This window comes from Mesorhizobium sp. RCAM 06353 (assembly GCF_059683585.1).
In genome coordinates, this window is record NZ_CM185031.1 from 626,258 (window position 1) to 652,451 (window position 26,194).

Below are 26,194 nucleotides of genomic sequence, written 5' to 3' on the forward strand. Positions count from 1 at the left end.
CGACAAGAAAATGGGAGAATGAACATGACGATCCTACCAAGAAACAAGACCAGAGCGACGATGCTGGCGGCCGTGCTTATGGCCACCAGCGCCTTCTGGGCACCGTCGACCTTCGCGCAGGACGTGAAGCCGCTGGTCATCGCGCGCAACATCGACCTCAACTCGCTCGATCCGCACCGCGCCTTCTGCGACACCTGCCAGATCTACAATTCCAGCGTCTATGAATCACTGCTGACGCTGGACAAGGACAACAAGCTGATCCCGCTCTTGGCTTCCAAGTGGGAAGGCAATGCCGACCAGACCAGCTTCACCTTCACGCTCGACCCGGCCGCCAAATTCTCCGACGGCTCGCCGGTCGAAGCCAAGGACGTGAAATGGTCGTGGGAGCGGCTGAAGAACCTCAAGGGCAGCGCATCCTTCCTGATGGACAATGTCGCCTCGATCGAAACCCCGGACGCGCATACGGTCGTCGTCAAGATGGTGGCGCCGAGCTCGGAATTCCTCAACATCGCGGCAGCGCCCTATACGGCTGTCGTCAACAGCAAGGTCGCTTCCGAAGCCGGCGCCAAGGCCGGTGCGGACGCCTCGACCGCCGACAATGCCGAGGCCTGGTTCCTGGCGCATTCGGCCGGCAGCGCGCCGTTCGTGCTGAAATCCTATGAGCCGAATTCGGAGCTGCGCCTGGTGCGCAATGACAAATACTGGCGCACCGCGCCGGCACTGAACGAAGTCGTCATCCGCCAGACCAAGGACGCGGTGGCGCAAGCGCAGATGCTGCAGAGCGGCACCGCCGACATCGCCATGCAGATCGACCCGGATACGGCCAAGACGATGACCGGCAGCGACGTCAAGATCGAGACCGTGCCGTCCTACAACTTCATCTATGTCGCGCTGTCGCCCGGCGCCAAGGCCAACAAGGTGCCGCTGACGCCTGAGGTGCGCGAGGCGATCTCGCTTGCGCTCGACCGCCCAAGCATCCTCGACTTCACCATCGGCTCCGAGGGCCAGTTGATCAGCGCGCCGATCCCGCTCGGTTTCCCCGGCGGTTCGGGTTTCGAGGCGCAGCCCTATGATCTCGCCAAGGCGAAGGAGTTGCTGGCCAAGGCCGGCCATGCCGACGGCTTCGAGATGGAAGCGGCCTTTCCGGGCATGAATGTCTACGGCGTTGATCTGTCGCTGCTGATGCAGAAGGTCCAGCAGGATCTGGCCAAGGCCAACATCAAGCTCGACCTGCAGCCGATCCCCTTCGCCAACTGGCGCGAGCGCGTCAACGGCGACGGCATCCCGATGACGGCGGTGTTCTATGCGCCGGACTATTACGGCACCTCGCAGTACGTCGATTATTTCGCCATGTCCAAGGGCAGCCCTTGGTCGCGCCGTGCCGGCGCGGAGCGCGACCCTTCGGTGCTCAACCCGAAGGAGGCCGAGATCTACAAGGCGGCCCTTGCGGCGAGCGGTGACGAGGCCGCCAAGCTGTGGCACCAGGCCGGTCAGGAAATGATCAAGGACAGGATCATCCTGCCGCTGGTCAGCCCGAACCTGATCCTGGCCTACAAGTCCGACGTCAAGGGCGTGCGCTACAGCGCCTGCTGCAACCTGCCGCTGGCCGAACTCAGCCACTGAGCCAACAGATTGCGGGAGGCGGCCAACCGCCTCCCGTTTCTCCCATTTTGGACTATCGGAAAATCCCGCTCTTCCAGCATTCAAAACTAATATATGATATATCACTGTGGAGACTTCGCCATGCCTGCCCTGATCAACTCCAAGGACCAATTGCTGAGAGATCGCGCAGCGTCGGTCATTCCGGGCGGCATGTGGGGGCATATGGCCACGCGCTATCTCGGCTCCGCCTATCCCCAATTCTTCGAACGTGCCGATGGCTGCCGGGTCTGGGATGTCGACGGCCGCGAATATATCGACCTGATGTGCAGCTGGGGGCCGAACATCCTCGGCCATCACCATCAGGCGGTCGAAGCAGCGGCGGCGCGGCAGCGCAGTCTCGGTGATGCGATGAACGGTCCGGGCGAAGTGCTGGTCGAACTGGCCGAACTGCTGGTCAAGACCGTCGCCCATGCCGACTGGGCGATGCTGCAGAAGAACGGCACCGACGCCACCACGGCCTGCGTGACCATCGCACGCGCCGGTACCGGCCGGCGCAAGGTGCTGGTGGCGCGCGGCTCCTATCATGGCGCGGTGCCGTGGTGCACGCCCTCGCTTGCCGGCGTCACCGCCGAGGATCGCGCCCATCTGATCCATTTCGACTATAATGACGTCGCCAGCCTGGAGGCGGCCGTCGAGCAGGCCGGCAACGACCTTGCCGCTGTCGTCGTCACCGCCTTCCGCCACGACATTGCCCGCGACCAGGAACTGCCGACAGCGGCTTTTGCCAAACGCGCGCGCGAACTCACAACCGCTGCCGACGCAGCACTCATCGTCGACGATGTGCGGGCCGGCTTCCGCATCGACCTCGGCGGCAGTTGGGAGCCGCTCGGGGTACGGCCGGATCTCTCCGCTTTCTCGAAGGCGATCGCCAATGGCTATCCGCTTGCCGCCATCACCGGCACCGACCGGTTTCGCGAAGCCGCGACCAAGGTCTATGTGACGGGCTCGTTCTGGTATGGTGCCGTTGCCATGGCCGCCGCGATCGCCACCATGAAGACGCTGCGCGACACCAATGCGATCGCCAGCATGAATGCGGCCGGTGAGAGGTTGCGCTTGGGGCTCGATGCGGCGGCGAAGAAGCATGGCCTTTCGCTTCGCCAGACCGGGCCAGTGTCGATGCCGATGGTGCTGTTCGACTACGATGCCGAGTTCAAGAAGGCCGCTGCCTTCTGCTCGGCCGCCTTACGCGAGGGCGCCTATTTCCACCCCCGGCACAACATGTTCCTGAGCGCTGCGCACACCGCGAAGGACGTGGACTTGGCGCTGCAGGCCGCCGATGCCGGCATGGCCGCGGCGGCGCAGGTGGCGTGAGCAGGCACTATGCTGCGCCGGAGTAGAAAAGACTCAGCTGGCCGCCGACACCAGGCGGCCGTTCTGTGCTGCGCGGCGCAGTTCCTCGGGCGTGACCGACCCGTCGTTCAGCCTTTCCAGAACCTTGACCAGCAGCCGGCCGCCTTCGATCATGTCCTGCTGGATGCCCTTGCGCACGCCGTTCTCGTCGCGGGCGCGCAGTGCGTCGAGGATGTCGAGATGGCGGTGGCGGCCATCATAGGTCGGCCTGGCATTCGGATACTGGTAGTTCACCAGCGGACCGTTGCGCAGCCAGATGCCCTCGATGATGGCGAGCAGCTCGGGCATGCCAGCCGCCTGGTAGATAGAGTGATGGAATTCCCAATTGTCGCGGACAGCTTCGAACCAGCGGCCATTGTCCTCGTCGGCGATCAGTCTCTCATGCACCGCCGCAAGACGATCGATCTCGCGAGGCTCGATACGCGTCGTCGCCGCGGCACCCGCCATGCCTTCGAGATGCAGGCGGATGCTGCGCAGTTCCAGATACTGGGCGAGCGACAGCTGGGCGACGGTGATCGAGCGCCCCGCCTCCATCTCCAGGCCCTTTTCGCGCACCAGCTGCATCAGCGCCTCACGCACCGGCGTTTCGGAAACCTGAAGGCTGGCGGCGAGGTCGCGGATCTTGAAGCGATGGCCCGGCCAGAAGCGGCCTTCCATCATGGCGCGGCGCAGCTCTTCGTAGACGCGGGTCGTCAGATTGTCGCGCGCGATCGGCGCGATGGAAGCAGTCACATCCAGTCTCCGTCCTTGCGGTGGCGCCGGCGTCGCCTGAGTCGAGCGGGCTGTGTATATGATATCACGATGGGCCTGGCCATCGGCATCGGACACGCCATCGAAACCAAAAAATCAGGGGAACGAGCCGCATGACCGCGTCGAGGCCTTCCCTTCTGTTCGGCGCCATTGCCGATGATCTGACCGGCGGCACCGAACTGGCGTCGATGCTGGTCGCGCGCGGCATTGCGACGGGATGCACGGTCGGGGTGGAGGCGCCGATCCCCTCAGGCATTCTTGCGCACGTGATCCTGCTGAAGACCCGGGTGATCGCCGCCGACGAGGCGGTGCGACAAGTGCTCGAGGCAGCCGACCGGTTGATCGAGGCTGGTGCGCGGCAGATCTTCTTCAAATACTGCGCCACCTTCGATTCGACGCCCGCCGGCAATATCGGCCCTTGCGCGGAAGCGCTGCTCGAGCGGCTTGGCGGCGGTGTGACCCTGTTCACGCCGGCGCTGTGCGAGACCGGCCGCACCGTCTATCAGGGGCATATGTTCGGCGGCTCGCAACTGCTGGCCGAATCGCCCAAGCGCTTCGATCCGCTGACGCCGATGACCGATTCCAATCTGGTCCGCGTGCTGCAGGCGCAAAGCAAGGGCAGAGCCGGGCTGGTGCCCTGGCTCACCGTCGATGCCGGTCGGGAAGCGATCCGCGCCGCCGTGCGAGAGAAAAGCGCGCGTGGCGAGACGCTGCTGGTCACCGACACGCTGCGCGAGCGTGACCTGGCGGCGATCGCGGAAGCCGCCTTCGACCTGCCGCTGATGACCGGCAATTCCTCTGTCGTGGCGCATCTGCCACCGGCCTGGCTGGTGCATGGGTTGGTGAAGGCAAACGATCTCGTTCCCGCCAGCCTGCCGGCCGTGGACGGCCCGGCGGCGGTGCTGGCCGGCAGCGTCGCCGACCGCACCATCGAACAGCTTGAGCGCTTCTCGCAGAACAATCGGCTCCAGACGATCGATCTCGCCGATGCCTTCGCCGGCAAGGATGTCATCGCCGAAGCGCGCGCCTTTGCCGAGCGACATTTGCCCGACGCAATGATCGCCATAGCGACGACTGCACCGCAGGCCACGGTCGAGGCACTGCAGCAGGCGCATGGCCGTGACGCTGTGGCGGCAAGGGCGGAAGAGATACTGGCCAAAATTGCGCAAATCCTGGTGCGCGATCTCAGTGTGCGGCGGCTGCTCGTCGCCGGTGGCGAGACCGCCGGCTCGGTGGTCAAGGCGCTTGGCATCACAGGGATTGCCATGGGCGCCTATGAGGGACCCGGCCTGTCGCGTGCCATCGCCCACCTGCCCGGCCTGCCCAACGATCCGCTGGCGCTGATGCTGAAATCCGGAAAACTCGGCGGCCCGAATATTTTCGCCGACGTACTGCAAGACATGACGCGGGCAACCACCATCGCGCCGGCAATCGAGACATGGCCGCCGACAACCACAGGGCAAACCCCAGGGAAAGCACCGTAATGGATACCGACATCGCACGCGCCAGTCTGATAGCCGCGACAGAGACGCTGGACGCCAGCGGCATGAATGTCGGCACGACAGGCAACATCAGCGTGCGCACGGCAGATGGCATGTTGATCACGCCGACGGGAATAGCCACGAGCGCGCTGCGGCCGGAGCAGATGGTGGCGATGCAGCTCGACGGATCCTGGGACGGCGCATTCAAGCCATCGAGCGAATGGGAAATGCATGCCGAAATCTACAAGGCATTCCCGGAGGCCGGCGCCGTGGTGCATGCCCATCCCGACCATTGCGTGGCGCTGTCTTGCCTGCGGGAAGGGCTGCCGCTGTTCCACTACATGGTGGCCGGCTTCGGCGGCGACGATGTGCGCTGCTCGGACTATGCGCTGTTTGCCTCGAGCGACCTGGCCAAGGTGGCGGTGGTGGCGCTCAAGGACCGCACGGCCTGCCTGCTCGCCAATCACGGCATGATCGCTTTCGGCGGCGATCTGGATACGGCGCTCATCCGCACCATCAAGCTCGAAACCCTGGCGCGGCAATATCTGCTCGCACGCAGCGCCGGCACGCCGGTGCTGATCGAGGGCAGCGAGCTCGCCGCCATTCGCGGGCGCTACAAGAGCTACGGCCAGCAGAAATAACTGGCCGAAGTTTGACTCAGACAGGCGTCGGTTCAGTCGACCTGCAGATGCGAGACGAACTTCGAGTTGAGATAGCTCTCCAGCGCGTCGGCGCCGCCCTCGGTGCCATTGCCGGAATCGTTGATGCCACCGAACGGCACCTCCGGCAGCGCCAGGCCATAATGGTTGATCGACACCATGCCGCTGGCGATGCCGGACGACATTCTTGCGGCACTGGCCGCCGAGCGGGTGAAGCCATAGGCAGCCAGCCCATAGTTCAGCCGGTTGGCTTCCGCGAGGGCTTCGTCGAGGCCATTCACCGGCGTCATCAATGCCAGCGGCCCGAACGGCTCCTCATTCATCGCACGGGCATCGCTGCCTACACCCGACAGGATGGTCGGCTCGAAGAAATAGCCGGAATTGCCGATGCGCTTGCCGCCGGTAACGAGTGCGGCGCCTTTCTGCACGGCATCGTGGACCAGCTCCTCCATTGCCTGCACGCGGCGCGGGTTGGCGAGCGGACCCATGGTCGTGCCTTCGGCAAGGCCATCGCCGACCTTGATCTGGCTTGTCGCTTCGGCGAAGCGGCCAACGAAATCATCATAGACGGCATGGTCGATGAGAAAACGCGTCGGCGCGACGCAGATTTGGCCGGCATTGCGGAATTTCGACGCCATCATCGAACGCGCGGCGCGGTCGAGATCGGCGTCCGGCAGAACGATGACCGGCGCATGGCCGCCCAATTCCATCGTCGCGCGTTTCATGTGCAGGCCGGCGAGCGACGCCAGTTGCTTGCCGACCGGCGTCGAGCCGGTGAACGAGATCTTACGGATCACCGGATGCGGAATGAGATAGGCCGAGATTTCCGACGGCGTGCCATAGACCAGGTTCAAGACACCATCGGGCAGGCCAGCATCGATGAAGGCTCGCACCAGTTCGGCGGGTGAAGCCGGCGTTTCCTCCGGCCCCTTGATGATGATCGAGCAGCCGGCTGCAAGCGCCGCCGACAGTTTGCGCACCGCCTGGTTGAGCGGGAAATTCCAAGGTGTGAAGGCGGCGACCGGACCGACGGGTTCCTTGATCACAGACTGGCTGGCGCTCTCAAGCCGCGCCGGCACGATGCGGCCATAGGCGCGGCGCCCCTCCTCGGCGAACCAGTCGATGATGTCGGCAGCAGCGAAGGCCTCCATGCGCGATTCGGCGATCGGCTTGCCCTGCTCCAGCGTCATCAGCGTCGCGATATGCTCGTTGCGCTCGCGCAGGATGTTGGCCGCCTTGCGCATCAGTTTGGAGCGATCAAAGGGGAGACGCGCCGCCAGGTCTCGAAGCCTCGCGCGGCAGCGGCGAGCGCTTCATCAAGATCGTCGATGCCGGCATGGGCCAGCGAGCCGAGGACGGCCTCCGTGGCCGGATTGACGATCGCCAGTGTGCGTCCGCTCCGCGCGGGCCGCCACGAGCCGTCGATGTGCAGATGGACGTCGGGATACATGTGAGGCTCCGTAAGAAGTCAGGCGGGAACAGGCTCGGCGGCAGGCGTGTAAATGCCGATGGCGCCAGCGCCGATCAGTTGGTCGATGGTCTCGGGGCTGTAGCCGAGGATATCAGTGAGTACGGACCCCGTGTCCTGGCCGAGCATGGGCGGGGCGGTGAAGTCGGCTGTCAGCTGCGCGGCCAGCCCTTGCGCCGGACGCACCATGGCGACGGAACCGAGATGCGGATGCGGCAAGGTGTGGACGAGGCCGCGCTCGCGCACATTCGGGCTATCGAAGACTTCCGGGATCGATTTCACCGTGCCGGCAGGCACGCTGGCCGCAGCACAGACCGCCATCCAGTGGTCCCGCGTCTGCGTCCGGAAGACGGCGGCAAGCTGCGGGATCAGCGCCTCGCGGTTGGTAGCGCGCGCGCCTGCCTTGATGAAGCGCGGGTCCTTCGCCAGGTGTGGAAGATCAACCACCTGCTCGCAGAGCGCCGCGAACTGGCGGTCATTGCCGACCGCCAAAGCAAAGCCGCCATCAGCGGCTTCGAATATTTGATAGGGAACAACCGTCGGATGGGCGTTGCCGTAACGAGCGACCTCGCGGCCGGTGTTGAGATAGCCGCTGCCGACATTGATCAAGAGGCTGAGCGCACAGTCGATCAGCGACAAATCGAGGAACTGGCCCTTGCCGGTGGTTGCGCGTTCGAAAAGCGCGGCCAGGATCGACTGCGTCGCAACCATGCCGCAGACGATATCGGTAATGGCGACGCCGACACGCATCGGCTCGCCGTCGCTCTCGCCGGTGATGGCCATCAGGCCGCTTTCGGCCTGCATGACGAAATCATAGCCGGGCCGGCCGGCATCGGGGCCGGTCTGGCCATAGCCGGAGATGGAACAGTAGATCAGTCCCGGATTGGAAGCACTGAGGTCATTGAAGCCGACGCCGAGACGATCGGCGGTGCCGGAGCGGAAATTCTCGACGACGATGTCGGCCTTGGCTGCCAGTTCGCGCACGATTGCCAGGCCTTGCGGGCTCTTCATGTCGAGCGCGATGCTCTGCTTGCCGCGATTGGCGCAGAGATAATAGGTCGAGACGCCCTTGTAGCTCGGCACAGACCAGGCGCGGGTGTCATCGCCGCCATCGATGTTCTCGATCTTCCAGACCTCGGCGCCGAGATCGGCCAGGCTCATCGTCGCCCATGGACCGGCGAGCACCCGCGAGAGGTCGAGCACCTTGATGCCTTCGAGCGGCAGGCGCGCCCGACCCATTATGCCGGCATGGTTGGTTTGGGCTTCAGTCACATCGCAATCCTTCGGGTAGTTCGGCAGCTGCCTGGCCGATCTGTCAGACGGTCCTGAAGGTGTTGACCGGTTCCGGGAAATGACAGGCGACGCGATGCTTTTCCCCGGACGGGCCGAGCGGCGGCTCGACCGAGGCGCAGATCGCCTGCGCCTTGAAGCAGCGCGTGCGGAAGCGGCAGCCCGACGGCGGGTTGAGCGGGCTTGGCACGTCGCCGGTCAGCACGATCCGCTCGCGCTTGCGTTCCTTCTCGGGATTGGCCAGCGGCACGGCCGACAGAAGCGCCTGCGTGTAGGGATGCAACGCCCTGGAATAGAGCTCGGCCGCCGGCGCGATCTCGACGATCTTGCCGAGATACATGACCGCGACATGATGCGAGATGTGGCGCACGACAGAGAGATCATGGGCGATGAACAGGTAGGATGTGCCGAAGGATTGCTGGATGTCCTTGAGCAAATTGAGCACGCCTGCCTGCACAGAGACGTCGAGCGCCGAGACAGGCTCGTCGAGGATCACCACTTGCGGGTTGAGCGCGAGCGCCCGGGCGATGACGACGCGCTGGCGCTGGCCGCCGGACAGTTCGTGCGGATAGCGCTTGCCATGCTCGGGATTGAGCCGCACCAGTTCGAGCAGTTCAGCGACGCGGGCGCGGCGGTCGGCCTTCGACATGTCGCTCATGCGCAGCGGCTCGGCGATGTTGTCGGCGATGCGCATGCGCGGATGCAGCGAGCCGTAGGGATCCTGGAAGACGAGCTGGATGTAGCGCCGCATCAGGCGCATATCCTCGTGGTTCAGCGCCAGCAGGTTCTGGCCACGAAACCAGCTCTCGCCGCTGGTCGGCTCGATCAACCGCATCAGGCAGCGCCCGAGGGTCGACTTGCCGCAACCGGATTCACCGACAAGGCCAAGCGTCTCGCCTGGTGCCACGTCGAAGGAGACATCGGCGACAGCACGGACGTGGGCAACCGCGCGGTCGAAGACGAGGCCGCCGCGAACCGGAAAATCCTTGACCAGATGACGAACCGACAGCGCGGCTTCCGATGCTGGCCTGGTTTCGGCTTGAATTTGCTCCGCTGCTGCGCTCATGGGACCACGCCTTCAGTCTCCAGACTTGCCGCCGCCAGCGCGGCGCTGTGGAACGGTGGCAAGGTCGTCGCGAAATGGCAGGCCGAGAAGCGGCCGCCAATGTCATGCAGCGGCGGGTCGTCAACCCGGCAGCGTGCCTCGGCATGGATGCAACGCGGATGGAAAGCGCAGCCGCCCGGCAGACGGCCGAGTGCGGGCGGCGAACCATCGATAGAGAACAGCCGCTCGCGGCTCTCCTCCAGATTGGGGATCGAGGCGATGAGGCCGCGCGTATAGGGATGGCGCGGGTCGGCGAAGAGGTCCGACACCGTGGCCTGCTCGACGACACGGCCGGAATAGACGACGGCGACGCGGTCGGCATGGCCGGCGACGACGCCAAGATCATGGGTGATCAGCACCAGGCCGAGGCCGAGCCGCTCTTGCAGCGAGCGCAGCACGGTCAGGATCTGCGCCTGCACCGTCACGTCGAGCGCCGTGGTCGGTTCGTCGGCGATCAACAGGTCGGGATCATTGGCAACGGCCATGGCGATCACCGCGCGCTGGCGCATGCCGCCGGAGAATTCGTGCGGGTACTGGCTGACCCGCCGCTCCGGCTGCGGGATCGCCACCAGGGCGAGCAGTTCGACCGCGCGCGCCATGGCTTGCTTGCGGGTGACGCGCTGATGCAGCCTGACCGCCTCGGCGATCTGGGCGCCGACGGTCATCACCGGGTTGAGCGAGGACAGCGGATCCTGAAAGATCATGGCGATGCGCGCGCCCCTGATCTTGCGCATTTCGCGTGACGATTTGCCGACCAGTTCCTCGCCCTTGAAGCGGACCGAGCCGGTGACCACCGCGTTTTTCGATGTCAGGCCCAGAGCAGCAAGCATGCCGACCGACTTGCCCGATCCGGACTCGCCGACGATGCCGACAACCTCGCCCTTGGCAACGTCGAGGTCGATGCCGCGCACCGCCTCGAACTGGCTGCCGGCCTTGCGGAACCCGACCCTCAGGCCGCGTACGGACAGCAGCGGCTCGCGCTCGCCTGGCTTGTCGAGCGCGCCGGAGCGCGCTGAAGTTAGCTGTGCGCTCATCGCCTAGTCGGACCTTGGATCGAGAATGTCGCGCAGGCCGTCGCCGATGAAGTTGAAGCCGAGCACGATGGTGAGGATGGCGACGCCGGGACCGAAGGCGATCCACCATTGATAGAAATGCACGGCGCCGTCGGAGATCATCGAGCCCCATTCGGGTGTCGGCGGCGTGGCGCCGAGGCCGATGAAGCTCAGAGACGCGGCGAGCAGCACGACCTGGCCGAGATCCATGGTGGCGCTGATCAGCACCGGGGTCCAGCAGAGCGGCAATATGTGCGTGAACAGGACACGGCTTGGCCTGGCGCCGGCGGCGATCGCCGCCTCGACATGCTCGCGCTCCTTCACTTCCAGCACCTGCGCCCGCATCAGCCGGGCGTAGACCGGCCACCAGACCAGCACCATGGCGATGGCGGCATTGCCGAGGCCGGGCCCAAGCGAGGCGGCGACGGCCATGGCCAAAAGCATCGGCGGGAAGGACAAGGTGATGTCGACCAGCCGCATGATCGCCGCACCGGTCAGGCCGCCAACGAAGCCGGAGATGGCGCCGAGCAGCGAGCCGATGACGACGGCCGAAACGACGACCAGGACCGCGATCGGCAACGAATGCGCCGCACCGTGCAAGGTGCGGGCCAGCACGTCGCGGCCGAGTGCGTCGGTGCCCAGCCAATGCGCCCAGCTCGGCGGCTGCAGGCGGCGCGCAACCATTTCCAGCGGATCGAACTGCACGACCAGATTGGCGAACACGGTCATGAACAGCCAGAACAGGATGACGACCGTGCCGATGACGAGCGGCGCGGTCAGCCATTCGGGGATGGCGGCGGAACGGGATTTGGCGACGACGGCCGACATCAGCTCAGTCTCACGCGCGGATTGGCAACGACATAGAGGATGTCGGTGATCAGGTTGGTGACCAGGAAGGCGAGGCCGCCGACGATGGTGACGCCGATGATCGCCGGGAAGTCGAGGGCGCGCGCCGCTTCGACCGCATAGGAGCCCATGCCCGGCCAGGAAAAGATGGTCTCGGTCAGCACCGCGCCGGTGATCAGATAGGCGAAGGAATAGCCGATGACGGTCAGCGTCGGTACCATGGTGTTGCGCAGCGCATGCACAATGACGACGCGGAATTCGCTCGCGCCCTTGGCGCGCGCGGTGAGCACGAATTCGCGGCTCATCACATCCAGCATGTTGGCGCGCACCAGCCGCGATATGGTTCCCGACACCGTCCAGCCGAGCACGAATGCCGGCAGTAGCAGGTGCCAGAGCGCATCCTTGAAGACGGTGAGATCGCCGGCCAGCAGCGAATCGATGGTCAGGAATCCGGTGATGCCGGGCGGCAGCGCAAGCCGGGCATCGAGCCTGCCTGGCCCCGGCAGCCAGTTCAGCATGACGGAGAAGATGAACAGCAGGCCGAGGCCCGACCAGAACACCGGCAGCGACGAGCCGAACAAAGCGAAGAGCCGCGCGCCATGGTCGATCAGGCTGTTGCGGAAATAGGCGGCCAGAACGCCGAGCACGATGCCGAGCGTGGTGCCGAAGATCATCGCGGCAAAGACCAGTTCGAGCGTGGCCGGCAAGCGATAGAGAATGTCGGTGCCGACATTGCGCTTGGTGATGAACGAAGTGCCGAGGTCGCCGCTCAGCAGATTGCCAAGATATATCATATAGCGCTCCGGCAGCGGACGATCCAAACCCCAGCGGGCCTTGGCGGCGGCGACCACTTCGGGATTGCTCATCTGCTGCTCGGCGACGATCGCCGTCAGCGGATCGCCCTTGGTGACCGTGGTGATCAGGAAGGCGATGGTGACGATGCCGAGCACCAGGAACGGCATCGCGATAAGCCGGCGCAAAATATAGCGGGACACGTGGCTACCTTCACAAGGACGGGCTTCGTAAGATGGCACAAGGCGCTGACAGATGCCATCAAGGGGACATATTGACAGGCTGCAAAAGCCGCTGTCAATATAAATGGAATTTAATTTCATTTTTGAATGCACAGCGCCGGCGAGACCGGCCCGACAGGTGGACAACTCCGCCAGAAAGACCGCCAGCGTGCGCAAGCGAGCGACAAGGGACGAGACGGAGCTTGACGGCGACGGCGCGCAGCTTTCGTCGTCGCTGGTGCGCGGGCTCGGCATACTGCGTGCCTTCCGACCGGGCGACGCCTCGCTCGGCAACCAGGACATCATCGCCCGCACCGGCCTCCCCAAGGCCACGGTTTCGCGCATCACCTATACGCTGAGTGCGCTCGGCTATCTGCTCTACGACAAGGACCTCGGCCGCTACAGCCTGGGGCCGGCAACGGTGGCGCTCGGCTATTCGGCGCTCAGTTCCAGCGCGGTGGTTCATATCGCAAGGCCGCTGATGCAGCCGTTGGCCGATTTGACCGGGGCGGCGGTGGCGATCGGCACGCGCGACAGCCTCAACATGGTCTATCTCGCCAATTGCCGATCGGAGAGCCTGGTGACGCTGCGGCTCAATCCGGGCTCCTATTTGCCGATCTGGAAGACCTCGATGGGGCTGGCCTATGCGGCGGGACTTCTGCCGGAAGAACGCGCCAGTCTTGTGCGAACACTGCAAGAGGCAGAGCCCGACAAGGCGGCGATGATCACTGCTGCCATCGAGGACGCAATCGCCCAGTACGAGCGGCGCGGCTATGTCACCTCGTTCGGCGCCTGGCACAGCTACATTCACGCGGTCGGCGTGCCGTTCCGCCCGCGCGACGGCTCGCCGCTGGTCGCCATCACCTGCGGCGGCATCGGCGAGATTATCACCGAGCAACGCGCGCATGCCGAGATTGGCCCCGCGCTGGTGGCGATGGTAGAGGCCCTGCGCCGAGAGCTCGAGGGCAATCCCGACTGATCCGAGCCAGGCATTGGCCCAGACGATCGGCCTGCATGCCGGCTTGAACTTGCCCGGCCATGACCTCACAGTCTCCGCCAATGGCGGCTTCAGCCAAGATGGACAGGGGGGAGAATCAGATGCCGATGAACTTCGCGGGACGCTTTGCCGGCCGGTCGGCGGTCATCACTGGCGGCGCCTCGGGCATCGGCCTGGCGGTCGCGCAGAGGATCGTCGAGGAAGGCGGGCGTGTCAGCGTCTGGGATCGCGATCCGGCCCAGATCGAACAGGCAAAGGCTATCGTCCCTGGCCTGCACGGTGTTGCCATCGACGTCGCCGATGCCGCCGGCGTTGAAGGCGCCGCCGCACGGACGATCGAAGCCCTTGGCGGCGTCGATATCCTGGTCACCAGCGCGGCGATCACCGGGCCGAACATGACGACATGGGCCTATTCGACCGAGGATTGGCAGAAGGTCATCGACATCAACATCAACGGGGTTTTCTACTGCAACAAGGCGCTGGTGCCGCACATGCTCGAGCGCAATTATGGCCGCATCGTCAACATCGCCTCGATCGCGGGCAAGGAAGGCAATCCCAATGCCTCCGCTTACAGCACGTCCAAGGCTGCGGTGATCGGCCTGACCAAGTCGCTCGGCAAGGAACTGGCCAAGACCAAGGTGACGGTGAATTGCGTGACGCCGGCGGCCGTGCGCACCGCGATCTTCAAGCAGATGAACCGGGAGCACATCGACTTCATGCTGTCCAAGATACCGATGGCGCGCTTCGGCGAGGTCGAAGAGGTGGCGGCGCTGATCTGCTGGATCGCCTCGGAAGAATGCTCGTTCACGACGGCCGCCGTCTTTGACGTTTCCGGCGGCCGCGCTACCTATTGAGCCCGGTCGAGACATCCCCACATCGAAGTATGCGACTACAATTCCGCGTGACGAGGCAACGATCGGAACTGGACAGGCTTATAGTGGCTGACGTCTGAATGGGCGGTGACACAACAGGATTTGCGGGAAAGCCATGACACAACGCGACAGCCTTGCAAGGGCGATGACCCATGGCCGCCGTACCGTCGCCATACAATCGACCGGGCCCGCGGCCACCATGCTGGAGTTTGCATCGTTTGCCTGAAGCACATCCTGCCGCACTGTCCGATGACGAGCTTCTGGACCGCTACCAGTGCGCGGCCTTCGATTATTTCCTCGAGACTGTGAACCCCGAAAACGGTCTGGTCGCCGATACGTCGCGGCCGAATTCGCCGGCCAGCATTGCGGTCGTCGGTTTCGCGCTCTCCTGTTATCCGGTCGGCGTCGAGCGCGGCTGGATGACGCGCAGGGCGGCGGTGGATCTGACCCTTGCCGCGTTGCGTTTCTTCTCTGCCAGCCCGCAAGGCAGCGGCGAAGAGGTCACCGGCCATAAGGGTTTCTACTACCATTTCCTCGACATGCGGACAGGCCTGCGCGTCTGGCGCTGCGAACTGTCGATGGTGGACACCGCCTTGCTGATGGCCGGCATACTGGTGGCCGCCGCCTATTTCTCCGGCGAGGACGAGAAGGAAGCCGAAATCCGACAACTGGCCGAAGCACTCTATCGGCGCGTCGACTGGCGATGGGCGCAAGGCAGCACACCGACCTTGCGGCAAGGCTGGAAGCCGAAGAGCGGTTTTCTGCACTATGGCTGGGAGGGCTACAACGAGGCGACCATCCTCTACGTGCTGTCGATGGCCTCGCCCGAGCGCCCGACCTCCGACGACAGTTATGAAGCCTGGACGGCGACCTACCAGTGGGAAAACATCTACGGCCATGACGTGCTCTATGGCGGCCCGCTGTTCATGCACCAGTTCTCGCATGCCTGGATCGATTTCGCCGGCATCCGCGACGCCTTCATGCGCGAGAAGAATTCGGACTATTTCGAAAACAGCCGCCGCTCGACCTATCTGCAGCGCGACTATGCCCGCCATAACCCCTATGGCTTCGACGGCTATGGCGAGAACCTGTGGGGGCTCTCCGCCGGCGACGGACCAGGCGGCTTCCGCGCCAGTGTCGAGCGACGGCGGCACCGTTTTTCCGGCTATGCCGCGCGCGGCGCGCCGTTCGGGCCGGATGACGGGACGATCGCGCCATGGTCCTATCCGGCGTCGCTGCCTTTCGCGCCTGACATCTGCCTCGCCGCCATGCGCCATCTCGGTGAGCGTTATCCGGAGGTGATCGACAATTTCCGGCTGCCGAGCGGCTTCAATCCGACCTTGGCCAACCGGCGAAAATTCGGCCGCAATGGCTGGGTGTCGGAAGGCCATTACGGGCTGGACCAGGGCATCGTGGTGATGATGATCGAGAACCACCGCTCGCGCCTGATCTGGGATCTGATGCGCTCCAATCCTCACATCCGCCGCGGCCTGGGGAAGGCCGGCTTCAGCGGCGGCTGGCTGTCGCAGCCGGCAGGCCCCGCTTCAGGGGGCCGCGATGGCGCGTGAACGGACAAAGGCCTTCCCTGTCGACCGCAACGACGTCGAACTGATCCGGGCCGCGCATCCGCCGCGCTGGAAGAACCCTACCCCCGACGGTCCGTACAATCTCGTCGTCATCGGCGCCGGGCCGGCCGGGCTGACCGCGGCGCGCGACGCCGCTGGCCTTGGCGCCAAGGTCGCGCTGATCGAGCGCTGGCTGATCGGCGGCGCCTGCGTCAATGTCGGCGGCGTGCCGTCGAAGTCGATCATCCGCACGGCCAGGCTCTATGCCGACATGCGCGATGCCGAGAATTTCGGCGGCGACACGCCGGAGCGTCTTCGCGTCGACTTCGAACGGGGCATGATGCGCATGCGGCAGATCCGGCAGCGGCTCAGCCGCGCCGATTCGGCCGCCGCCATCGCTTCGGAAGGCATCGACCTCTATTTCGGCGAGGCCCGCTTTGCCGGACCGGACACCGTGGTGGTCGCCGGCAAGACGCTGCATTTCAAGAAGGCCCTGGTTGCGACGGGCGCGCATCCGAGCGGGCCGGCGATCCCGGGACTTGCCGAGGCCGGCTACCTCGACAATGAGAGCATGTTCAATCTCACAAAATGCCCTGAGCGGCTCCTGGTCATCGGCGGCGGGCCGCTTGGCTGCGAGACGGCGCAGGCCTTCTGCCTGCTCGGCGCGAAAGTGATCCTGGCGCAGAACGATCCGATGTTCCTGCCTGGCGAGGAACGCGACGCCGCGCAGATCCTTTCGGACGCGCTGGCGCGCGAGGGGGTCGAGGTGCGCCTCAACACCGAGGTGGTGGCGGTGCGGATGGAGGGCGGCAAGAAGCTCGCCGACCTGATGCGGGACGGCGACACGACGACGATTTCCGTCGATGAGATCATCACCGGCGTCGGCCGTTCGCCCAATGTCGATGGCCTCGGCCTGGAAGATGCCGGGGTGGCGTATGACGCCAACGGCATCAAGGTGGACGATCATTTGAGAACCACAAATCCGCATATCTACGCGGCGGGCGATGTCTGTCTCGAATACAAATTCACCCATACCGCCGAGGCAACGGCGCGCATTGTCGTGCGCAATGCCCTGTTTCGCGGGCGCGAAAGGCTCAGCGAACTGATCGTTCCCTGGTGCACTTATACCGACCCGGAAATCGCCCATGTCGGGCTCTATCCGATCGAGGCGCGGCGCAACGGCATTCCGGTCAAGACCTATACGGTGCTGATGCATGATGTCGCCCGTGCCGTGATGGACGGCGAGGAGGAAGGGTTCGTCAAGATCCATGTCCGGGAGGGATCCGACCGTATCCTCGGGGCGACGGTCGTCGCCAGCCATGCCGGCGAGATGATCAATGCGGTGACGCTCGCCATCCGGTCGGGCATGGGATTGCGTGCCCTGGCCGATGTCATCCATCCCTTCCCGACGCAGGCGCAAGGAATCAAGATGGCCGGCGACGCCTACAGGCGAACCCGGTTCACCTCCTTGCGTAGGCGTCTGGCGGCGCGCTGGCTGGCCTGGTCCAGGCGATAACTTCGCCGGCTCGCCGAGGGCTTTGGACGGCAGCATTCAAAATATGCAGTGCTTGACGAAAGCCTTGTTCAGCTAAACAAGGTGGCGCCGATGCCTGTGGTCACGGAATCGTTCTGAAATGCCATCTGAATTGGGTCCCCTGCCTGACACGACGCCGCCGGCGTCCATTTCCGCGCGCGCGGCCCAGAAACGCACGCTGGTCGTGTCGCACGACCCCGGCTTTCCGCCGGCTTCGGGTTCGGATCTGAGAAACTACCGCAACGCCGAAGCGGCTACCAGGTTCGGACCGGTCTGCCTGGTTTCGGTGAAGCCGAAGATAGCAGCGAATGCTCCCGGTCCGTCAATCCGCGTCGAGGGTCTGTCGATCGCGGGAGAGCCCCGCACGGCCTCGATCGGCTGGTGGCGCTCAAGGGTGGAGAACCGCATACCGCGTTCTGCCCTGACGCGGCTCGAGGCGCTCGCCCGTGAATTCCGCCCGGACACCATCATTGTCGAGGGTGTCGGCCTGTTCAAGCTGCTGCGGCCCCTGCGGCCGCTGGCCGAGCAGCTCATTCTCGACATGCACAATGTCGAGTCCGATCTGGCCGGACAGATCAGGCGTCTCAGTGCCAAGCGATCCGCGGCGGCGTTCGGCGTCAGGCTCCTCGAGAGGAAGGCACTGTCCCTTGTCGACAGGGTCTGGGTCTGCTCGAACCTGGATCGCCAGAAGCTGATGACGCTCTCCCGACACAAGATCCCGATCGACGTCGTTCCGAACGGAATTCCGCAAGCCGGGGATGGTCCCGCGCCCCTGCCTGCCGAGCCGTCGACCGGCAACGGCTTTCCGGTGATCGTGTTCATCGGCCATCTCGCCTATCCGCCAAACGTTGATGCCGCGCAGCGATTGGCCACTGTCATATTGCCCCGTATCCGCAACGCCCTGCCGGATGCCAGGCTCGTCGTGGCGGGACGCACCCCGACACCGGAAGTGCGGGCATTGGCTGGATTGCCCGGTGTGGAGCTCATCGAAGATCCCGTGGATGTGGCGCCGCTCTTGTCCAGCGCGCATCTCACCATCGTCCCGCTGACGGCGGGCGGCGGCACACGCATCAAGATCCTCGAAGCAATGGCCGCTGGCGTGCCGGTGATCGCGACGCCGATCGCAGCCGAAGGCCTGGACCTGGTCGAAAATGACGAGGTGCTGCTGTCTCCCTCCGACGAAACGCTTGCCGAGATGGCCATCGCGCTCTGTCTCGATCCCGAACGCAGGGCGCGGCAACGGCTTCGCGCGCATCAGGCGGTATGGGCAAGGTTTGGCCCGCAAGCGATCCGCGACGCCGTTCGTGACGGGCTTGGACTGAGCGGTTCCACCGGATGATTCCAGCAATCCTGCACCAGACATGGAAGAGCGACACCCTTCCCGCACGCTTCCAGGCCTATGCCGACAGCTGGAAGCGGCATAATCCGCACTGGACGGTGATGTTCTGGAGCGACAGGATGCTGCTCGAATTCGTGGCCGAGCACTACCCGGATTTCCTGCCGATGTTCTGCAGCTACACGAATGGCGTGCAGCGGTCGGATGCTGCGCGCTATATGCTGCTGCATCATTTTGGCGGGATCTACGCCGACATCGATTGCGAATGCGTCGCCCCCTTCGATCCGATCATGGGCGAGACCCGTGTCGTGCTGTGCAAGGAGCCGGCTTCGCATGCGGCCGTCCAGGCGGATTTCCGGGGCCTGCCCTATCTGCTGTTCAACGGAACAATCGCGAGCCCGCCCCGCCATCCATTCTGGCTGCACCTCCTGTCCATGATGCCGGGGCTCGCCGGCGCCAAGGACGTGCTCGATGCCACCGGTCCTTGCCTTTTCACCTCCGCGCAGCGCGGTTACAGCGATCAGGCGGCCTTCGCCATTCACCCTTCCGGCCTGTTCGCGCCGGTGACCTCGGCCGGCAGTACGGAGCGCGAGGCCGGCGACGCTACGGCTGCGCTTTCCGTCCATCACTGGGCCGGCACATGGTGGACCCCGGAGCCACCGCCGAAATGGACGACCAAACTGCGCAACCGAGCCTACCGGCTCCGGTACCACCTGACGCGCGGCGCGTTTCTGGACGAGGCCGTGGCGAAAGCCGGTGTCGACAAGGCGGTTCTGGCGGCCCCACCGCCTTCAGGCCAAAACATTGCCGTTCTGGTGCCGCTTCGCGACGCCGCCGACCTCATCCAACCCTTTCTCGATGCGCTGGATGGGCTCGATTATCCCAAGGACAGGATCAAGCTGGTCTTCTGCGAAGGCGACAGCCTGGATGGAAGCTGGGAGCGGCTGCAGGCTTCTACAACGCAGTTAGCCGGCAAATATCGCGACATTGTGCTGCTGCAAAGACAGGTCGGCACCCGGCTCGACAGGGCAAAACGGGCAAAGCCTCGCATGCAACGCGCAAGGCGCGGTGCGATTGCCAAGGTGCGCAATTACCTGATCGATCACGGGTTGAAGGAAGACGACGACTGGGCGCTGTGGATCGATATCGACGTCTGGCGCTTCCCCAGCGATGCCCTGAATCGCCTGATCGCGACGGGGCATCGCATCGCGGTGCCGAACTGCGTGAAGATCGCCGGCGGCGGCAGCTTCGACCTCAACAGCTTCGTGATCAGACGACAGATCAAGGATTATCGCTACTATCGGGACATACGCGGCGGTCTCCACCAGCCTCCCGCGCAAACGCCAAACCGGTATCATCTCAGCGATGTCAGGCATCTCGACATCATCGGCCTCGATGCGGTCGGCGGGACCATGCTGCTGGTCGATGCCGCTCTGCATCGCGGCGGCCTTCGCTTCCCCGAAATCCCCTACCGCGACCTGATCGAGACCGAAGCCTTTGGCATGCTCGCCAACGATCTCGGTATCAGGCCGGTCGGCCTGCCGAAGCTGGAGATCCTACACGTCCCCTGGTGACGCGGCCTGCCGTACAGGCCGTGCTGCTTGAATTCAGTCGAGCGCAGCAGGCGTCAGTCGTGCAACTCCCGCGAAATCGGCGAGCCGACCGAAAATCCGGAGAATGTGACCTCGAAACCCTCGCGCTGCGGCGAGCAGCACATCATGCCGACATCGACCGTCTTCGAGACCGGGAAATAGGCAAGCCGCACCGGCTTCCAATGGCCATCCGAAGCATCGAGATACTGGACGCGGATCGCCTCGCCATGGCGGGTCAGGCGAATGCTGACGCCATTCGGATCGGCATGAATGGCGACCAGCGACCAGTCTGATGTGTCGTTGGTGACGACGACGGAGAAATAGGCAAGGCCGTCAGTGTATTCGATGCCGGCCTTGATCCAATGCGTCTCGCTCAACCGGATCATCAGCCCGGCCTGATCATAGAGCACCTTGTAGTCGCCCTTGACAGTGACTTCGGCGGTGAAGTCGCCCTCGACCGGCAGATGCAGAAAGTGGCCGTTGTCGCGCCAGAAACCGTAGAAGGTCTCGCGCCAGAAATCGGTCTCCCTGCCGGTGCGCACGTGGACGGCATCGCCGTCGACGGCGTGATGCGGCGGCGGGTTGAGCCAGGTCAGGTCCTGCAATGCCATTGCCTCGTGCCGATTCCGCAGTGAAAGCTCGCCGGCCGATGAGCCGGCGCCCGATCAACCTGCGAATGTATAGGCGGTCTTGACTGTGGTGTAGAACTCCGCGGCATAGCGGCCCTGTTCGCGCGGGCCGTAGCTCGAGCCTTTGCGGCCGCCGAAGGGGACGTGGAAGTCGACGCCCGCCGTCGGCAGGTTGACCATCACCATGCCGGCCTCCGAATTGCGCTTGAAGTGGGTGGCGTGCTTCAGGCTCGATGTGCAGATGCCCGAGGTCAGCCCGAAGGGTGTGTCGTTGGCGACGGCAAGCGCCTCGTCATAATCCTTGACTCGGATGACGCTGGCGACCGGCCCAAAAATCTCCTCGCGCGAGCTGCGCATGGCATTGGTGGCCTCGGTCAGCAGCGCCGGGCTGAGGTAGAAGCCCGGTGTCTTGCGGTCTAGCCTTTCACCGCCGAAGGCAAGCGTGGCGCCTTCCCTGACGCCGATGGCGATATAGTCCTCGTCCTGCTTCAGCTGTGTCGCGTCGACGACCGGACCGATCTGGGTCTGCGCGTCAAGCGCATCGCCGATCACCAGCTTGCCCATGCGGTCCTTCAGCGCGTCGACGAAACGGTCGTGGATACCTTCGGCCACGATCAGCCTGGACGAGGCCGTGCAACGCTGGCCGGTCGAGAAGAAAGCGCCGTTGAGCGCACAATCGACGGCGACCGCAAGATCGGCATCGTCGAGCACGACCAGCGGGTTCTTGCCGCCCATTTCGAGCTGGAACTTGCGCATGTGTTCCACACTTGCGGCGGCGACGCGTTTTCCCGTGCCGACCGAACCGGTGAAGGTGATGGCATTGACATCGGGGCTGTCGAGCATCGCCTGGCCGACAACCGAGCCCTTGCCCATGACCAGATTGAGCACGCCCTTGGGCAGGCCGGCGCGATGCAGGATGTCGACGATCGACCAGGCGCTTTCGGGGACGAGTTCCGCCGGCTTGAAGACGATGGTGTTGCCATGGGCCAGTGCCGGCGCGATCTTCCAGGCCGGAATGGCGATGGGGAAATTCCATGGCGTGATGATGCCGACCACGCCGACCGCCTCGCGCGTGATCTCGACGCCGACGCCCGGCCGCACGCTTGGCACCATCTCTCCGGTCAGACGCAATGTCTCGCCGGCAAAGAAATCGAATATCTGGGCGGCGCGAATGGTTTCGCCGATGCCTTCGGCCAGTGTCTTGCCTTCCTCACGCGCCAGATTGCGGCCGATCTCCTCCTTGCGCGCCATGATCTCGTCGGACGCCTTCTTCAGCACCGCATGGCGTGCCAGCGGACCGGAGCGTGACCATGCCGGAAACGCCGCCTTGGCCGCCGCGATCGCCTGCTTGGCCTGTTCCACGCCCGCCGAGGCATATTCGCCGACGACGTCGCCGGTATCCGAGGGGTTGATGTTGCGGGACCCGGCGTCGCCGACCCATTCGCCATCGATGAGGTTTTTTCGAAACTGCGCCATGTCCTGGTCTTTCCTGCTGGTTGGCCGCGCGGCGGCATCTGTCTGAATTGGTATTTGCCAGACAAATGCCTTGCGGGAAAGCAAACACTGGTCGAGCAGCCGCGACAAAAATCCCCGGGCCTGCCCGTGTGCCAATCGTGCGACGGTGCCAGCGCCTGGCCGACAGCAACCCGGCTAATATTCGCGGGGCGCCGTTCAGGCCCAGACGAATTGCCCTGGACAGATATGTCCATAGCCTTGATTTGCCCGGTGCGGCGTGTCATGCGTCGTGCTGATGGCAGCTCTCGAAACGACGATTCAGCGCGCCGGCGCCACCGGCAACATCAAGGCCACTCGTGAAGACTGGCTGAAGCTGGCGCTTGAAACACTGATCTCGGATGGTGTCGAACGCGTCCGCGTGCTGACGCTCGGCCAGCAGCTCGACGTCTCGCGCTCCAGCTTCTACTGGTATTTCAAGAGCCGCCAGGATCTGCTCGACCAGTTGCTGGACTATTGGCGGCAAACCAACACCAGGTTCATCGTCGAACGCGCCTCGCGGCCCTCCGCCACGGTCATTCGGGGCGTGATGAGCATTTTCGAATGCTGGGTCGACGAAAGGCTTTTCGATCCCCGGCTGGATTTCGCGATCAGGGCCTGGGCCCGCCGCTCTCCCGCCATCCGGCGCGCACTCGACGAGGCCGACGAAGAGCGCGTCAATGCCATACGCGACATGTACATGCGCCATGGCTATGAGGAAGAGGACGCATTCGTGCGCGCCCGCGTGCTCTATTTCATGCAGATCGGCTATTATTCGCTCGAGCTCAACGAGCCGATGAGCACCCGCCTGGCTCAGGTCGCCTCCTATCTGCGCAGCTTCACCGGCCAGGAGCCTCCGACAGAAGATGTCGAGGACTTCGCCCGCTATGTCGAGAAGACGCTTTCCGGCAACCGGTAGACGCGTCATCGGCCGCTTAGCCCAAAAGCTTTCCTAACGACATAGGTAGGGCGTTCAGTCCCTAACCAGCACGCCAGCCTGCTCCGGGGTCAACGCGCAACGCACTAGACACATATGTACAATGCCGGTAGCATGTGCCGCCAAGACCGGGTGGAGCGTGATAGGATGAAATCGCAATACAGGGCGATCGTTATCGGCGGCGGCGTGGTTGGAGCGTCGGTGCTCTATCACCTGGCGAAGTTCGGATGGAGCGATGTCGCGCTGATCGAACGCGAGGTGCTGACCGCGGGGTCGAGCTGGCACGCGGCCGGCGGCTTCCATGCGCTGAACGCCGACCCCAACATCGCCGCGCTGCAGGCTTATACGATCGACCTTTTGTCGGAGGTCGAGAAGGAATCGGGCCAGAACATCGGCATGCACATGACCGGCGGCATCTCGGTCGCGTCGGCGCCGGAGCGCTGGGAATGGCTCAAGGCCTCCTACCGCATTTTTCAGACCATGGGCATAGACGATGTCCATCTGGTCGGCGTCGACGAGATCAAGCAGCGCTGCCCGATCCTCAACACCGACGGCATGCTGGGCGGCCTCTATGCGGCGCGCGAAGGTCATATCGACCCCTCGGGCGTCGTCCATGCCTATGCCAAGGCGGCAAGGAAGCGCGGCGCGGAGATCATCGAGCACAACCGTGTGTTGGAGCTCAACCGGCGTGCCGACGGCAGCTGGGACGTGGTCACCGAGAGAGGCACGGTTATTGCCGAGCACGTCGTCAATGCCGGCGGCCTGTGGGCCAAGCAGGTCGGCCGGATGGCCGGCATCGACCTGCCCGTTTCGCCGATGGAGCATCATTACCTCGTCACCGAGGCGCTGCCCGAGATCCAGGCGCTCGACCGGGAATTGCCGCTGGTCGTCGACCTCGAAGGTTTCACCTATATGCGCCAAGAGCAGAAGGGCCTGCTGCTCGGCATCTACGAGATCAACCACAAGCACTGGAATATGGACGGCGCGCCGTGGAACTACGGCATCGAGCTTATCCAGGAGGACACCGACCGCATCGCCAACGAGCTGGCGCTTGGCTTCAGCCGTTACCCCTGCCTGGAGACCGCCGGCATCAAGCGCTGGGTGAACGGCGCCTTCACCTTCTCGCCCGACGGCAATCCGTTGGTCGGCCCGGTGCGCGGCGTGCCCAATTACTGGGTGGCCTGCGGCGTCATGGCCGGCTTCCTGCAAGGCGGCGGCGTCGGCAAGTCGCTTGCCGAGTGGATGATCCATGGCGAGCCGGAAGCGGACGTATACGGCATGGACATCGCCCGCTACGGCGATTTCGCCTCCAACCGCGAATACATCAAGCAGACGACCGGGCAATTCTATTCGCGCCGCTTCGTCATGAGCTACCCCAACGAACAGCTGCCGGCGGGGCGGCCGTTGAAGACGGCTGGCGCGCATGACGCCATGGGTGCAGCCGGGGCGCGCTGGGGCAATTCCTGGGGCATGGAAGTGCCACTCTATTTCGCGCCGCAAGGATTTGTCGAAACGCCGACGCTGAAGCGCTCCAACGCCTTCGACATCGTCGCCCAGGAATGCCGCAAGGTGCGCGAAGGCGTCGGCCTGCTCGATATCACCGCCTTCTCACGCTACGAGATCACTGGGCCACAAGCGGAAGCCTGGCTCGACCGCTTGCTTGCCTGCGCGCTGCCCAAACCCGGCCGAGCAAAACTCGCGCCGATGCTGGGCGAGAACGGCAAGCTCAAGGGTGACCTCACCGTCTTCAACTGGGGCGACGGCCGCTGGTGGATCATGGGATCCTACCACCTCCGCCAATGGCACATGCGCTGGTTCGAACAGCACCTCGCTGACGGCGTCACGGTGCGCGACATTTCGGACGCGGTCGTCGGCTTTTCGTTGGCCGGCCCCAATGCACGCCGTCTGCTCGAACGGCTGACGCACCAGGATGTCTCGCACCAGGCCTTCGGCTTCCTCGCCTGCAAGACGCTGGATGTCGGCCTTGTACAGGCCAGGGTTGGTCGGCTCTCGGTCATCGGCGAACTCGGCTACGAGATCCATTGCCAAGCCAACGAGCATGCTGGGCTGCGCCGCGCGCTGCTCGCGGCGGGCAGCGACCTCGGTGTTACCGAATACGGTTTTGGCGCAGTCAATTCGCTGCGGCTCGAAAAGAGTTTTGGCATCTGGTCGCGCGAGTTCACCCAGGATTACACGCCTGATGAAACCGACATGGGCCGCTGGATCGCTTTCGACAAGGGCGACTTCATCGGACGCGAAGCGGCGCTGAAGGAGCAGAAGGCTGGTCCCAGGCGAACGCTGGTGACGCTCGAAATCGAGGCGGCGGATGCCGATGCCAGCGGCTACGAACCGGTCTGGAGCAGAGGCAAGCTTGCCGGCTTCGTCACCTCGGGCGGCTATGGCCATACGGTCGGCAAGAGCCTCGCCATGGCGCTTGTCGATCGCGAAGCGGCCGGTATCGATACTGAGTTGACAACCCACATCGTCGGCGTCGAAAGAGGAGCGCGCGTCATCGCTTCGTCGCCCTACGATCCACTTGGCAAGGCGATGCGGGCATGACCGAAA

Annotated in this window: 20 protein-coding genes and 1 pseudogene; 12 read left to right on the plus strand and 9 right to left on the minus strand. The window is 64.4% G+C overall.

Annotated features, from left to right (window positions below; translation table 11 throughout):
• Positions 1-60 precede the first annotated feature (60 nt).
• Complete coding sequence (locus AC56QX_RS02785; RefSeq protein WP_497117654.1) at positions 61-1,623, plus strand: ABC transporter substrate-binding protein; 1,563 nt, start codon at positions 61-63, stop codon at positions 1,621-1,623.
• A 120-nt stretch (positions 1,624-1,743) separates the two neighbouring features.
• On the plus strand, positions 1,744-2,973 hold the full coding sequence (locus tag AC56QX_RS02790) for an aminotransferase class III-fold pyridoxal phosphate-dependent enzyme (protein WP_497113605.1): 1,230 nt from the start codon (positions 1,744-1,746) through the stop codon (positions 2,971-2,973).
• A 33-nt stretch (positions 2,974-3,006) separates the two neighbouring features.
• On the opposite strand, the gene AC56QX_RS02795 is transcribed toward AC56QX_RS02790, so the two are convergent.
• A complete protein-coding gene (locus tag AC56QX_RS02795) occupies positions 3,007-3,744 on the minus strand; it encodes a GntR family transcriptional regulator (protein ID WP_258587757.1) in 738 nt (245 codons plus the stop codon).
• Positions 3,745-3,875: 131 nt separating this feature from the next.
• On the opposite strand from AC56QX_RS02795, the gene otnK reads away from it, so the two are divergent.
• The gene (otnK, locus tag AC56QX_RS02800; RefSeq protein WP_497113607.1) at positions 3,876-5,246 is read left to right on the plus strand and encodes a 3-oxo-tetronate kinase; all 1,371 of its coding nucleotides are present in this window, start codon (positions 3,876-3,878) and stop codon (positions 5,244-5,246) included.
• Positions 5,246-5,884, plus strand: a complete 639-nt coding sequence (locus tag AC56QX_RS02805; RefSeq protein ID WP_497113608.1) for a class II aldolase/adducin family protein — start codon at positions 5,246-5,248, stop codon at positions 5,882-5,884. Before otnK ends, AC56QX_RS02805 begins: the two co-directional genes overlap by 1 nt.
• Positions 5,885-5,916: 32 nt before the next feature.
• Here the strand turns inward: AC56QX_RS02805 and AC56QX_RS02810 are convergent.
• The 6 genes and pseudogenes from AC56QX_RS02810 to AC56QX_RS02835 all read right to left on the minus strand — a co-directional run bounded on the left by AC56QX_RS02810 (position 5,917) and on the right by AC56QX_RS02835 (position 12,625).
• Positions 5,917-7,352: pseudogene (locus AC56QX_RS02810) on the minus strand (NAD-dependent succinate-semialdehyde dehydrogenase).
• Between the two features lie 18 nt (positions 7,353-7,370).
• Positions 7,371-8,609, minus strand: a complete 1,239-nt coding sequence (locus AC56QX_RS02815; protein ID WP_497117656.1) for a CaiB/BaiF CoA transferase family protein — start codon at positions 8,607-8,609, stop codon at positions 7,371-7,373.
• 76 nt (positions 8,610-8,685) lie between these two features.
• Positions 8,686-9,726 (minus strand): ABC transporter ATP-binding protein, encoded by a 1,041-nt coding sequence (locus AC56QX_RS02820; RefSeq protein WP_497113609.1) that lies wholly within the window; start codon positions 9,724-9,726, stop codon positions 8,686-8,688.
• Positions 9,723-10,799, minus strand: a complete 1,077-nt coding sequence (locus AC56QX_RS02825; RefSeq protein WP_497113610.1) for an ABC transporter ATP-binding protein — start codon at positions 10,797-10,799, stop codon at positions 9,723-9,725. Before AC56QX_RS02825 ends, AC56QX_RS02820 begins: the two co-directional genes overlap by 4 nt.
• 3 nt (positions 10,800-10,802) lie before the next feature.
• A complete protein-coding gene (locus AC56QX_RS02830) occupies positions 10,803-11,645 on the minus strand; it encodes an ABC transporter permease (protein ID WP_497113611.1) in 843 nt (280 codons plus the stop codon).
• Complete coding sequence (locus AC56QX_RS02835) at positions 11,645-12,625, minus strand: ABC transporter permease (protein ID WP_497117658.1); 981 nt, start codon at positions 12,623-12,625, stop codon at positions 11,645-11,647. The genes AC56QX_RS02830 and AC56QX_RS02835 overlap by 1 nt, the downstream gene beginning before the upstream one ends.
• A 220-nt stretch (positions 12,626-12,845) precedes the next feature.
• Here AC56QX_RS02835 and AC56QX_RS02840 point away from each other — a divergent pair, with 220 nt between their 5' ends.
• The 6 genes from AC56QX_RS02840 to AC56QX_RS02865 all read left to right on the plus strand — a co-directional run bounded on the left by AC56QX_RS02840 (position 12,846) and on the right by AC56QX_RS02865 (position 20,554).
• Positions 12,846-13,655, plus strand: a complete 810-nt coding sequence (locus tag AC56QX_RS02840) for an IclR family transcriptional regulator (RefSeq protein WP_497117660.1) — start codon at positions 12,846-12,848, stop codon at positions 13,653-13,655.
• Between the two features lie 119 nt (positions 13,656-13,774).
• Positions 13,775-14,527, plus strand: coding sequence for an SDR family NAD(P)-dependent oxidoreductase (locus AC56QX_RS02845; protein WP_497113612.1), 753 nt, complete (start codon positions 13,775-13,777; stop codon positions 14,525-14,527).
• A gap of 236 nt (positions 14,528-14,763) precedes the next feature.
• A complete protein-coding gene (locus AC56QX_RS02850; RefSeq protein ID WP_497113613.1) occupies positions 14,764-16,113 on the plus strand; it encodes a glucoamylase family protein in 1,350 nt (449 codons plus the stop codon).
• The gene (locus AC56QX_RS02855; protein ID WP_497113614.1) at positions 16,103-17,626 is read left to right on the plus strand and encodes a mercuric reductase; all 1,524 of its coding nucleotides are present in this window, start codon (positions 16,103-16,105) and stop codon (positions 17,624-17,626) included. Before AC56QX_RS02850 ends, AC56QX_RS02855 begins: the two co-directional genes overlap by 11 nt.
• A 118-nt stretch (positions 17,627-17,744) precedes the next feature.
• Complete coding sequence (locus AC56QX_RS02860) at positions 17,745-18,983, plus strand: glycosyltransferase family 4 protein (protein ID WP_497113615.1); 1,239 nt, start codon at positions 17,745-17,747, stop codon at positions 18,981-18,983.
• Complete coding sequence (locus AC56QX_RS02865) at positions 18,980-20,554, plus strand: glycosyltransferase (RefSeq protein WP_497113617.1); 1,575 nt, start codon at positions 18,980-18,982, stop codon at positions 20,552-20,554. Before AC56QX_RS02860 ends, AC56QX_RS02865 begins: the two co-directional genes overlap by 4 nt.
• A gap of 53 nt (positions 20,555-20,607) precedes the next feature.
• Here the strand turns inward: AC56QX_RS02865 and AC56QX_RS02870 are convergent, their stop codons facing one another.
• Together AC56QX_RS02870 and AC56QX_RS02875 are read right to left on the minus strand one after the other, a co-directional pair.
• Positions 20,608-21,183, minus strand: a complete 576-nt coding sequence (locus AC56QX_RS02870) for a DUF1349 domain-containing protein (RefSeq protein ID WP_497113619.1) — start codon at positions 21,181-21,183, stop codon at positions 20,608-20,610.
• A 54-nt stretch (positions 21,184-21,237) separates the two neighbouring features.
• Positions 21,238-22,677, minus strand: a complete 1,440-nt coding sequence (locus tag AC56QX_RS02875; protein ID WP_497113621.1) for an aldehyde dehydrogenase family protein — start codon at positions 22,675-22,677, stop codon at positions 21,238-21,240.
• A gap of 274 nt (positions 22,678-22,951) precedes the next feature.
• On the opposite strand from AC56QX_RS02875, the gene AC56QX_RS02880 reads away from it, so the two are divergent.
• On the plus strand, positions 22,952-23,611 hold the full coding sequence (locus AC56QX_RS02880; protein ID WP_497113622.1) for a TetR/AcrR family transcriptional regulator: 660 nt from the start codon (positions 22,952-22,954) through the stop codon (positions 23,609-23,611).
• A 165-nt stretch (positions 23,612-23,776) separates the two neighbouring features.
• Positions 23,777-26,188: a GcvT family protein gene (locus tag AC56QX_RS02885; RefSeq protein ID WP_497113623.1), complete on the plus strand. Its 2,412-nt coding sequence runs from the start codon at positions 23,777-23,779 to the stop codon at positions 26,186-26,188.
• Positions 26,189-26,194: the final 6 nt, after the last annotated feature.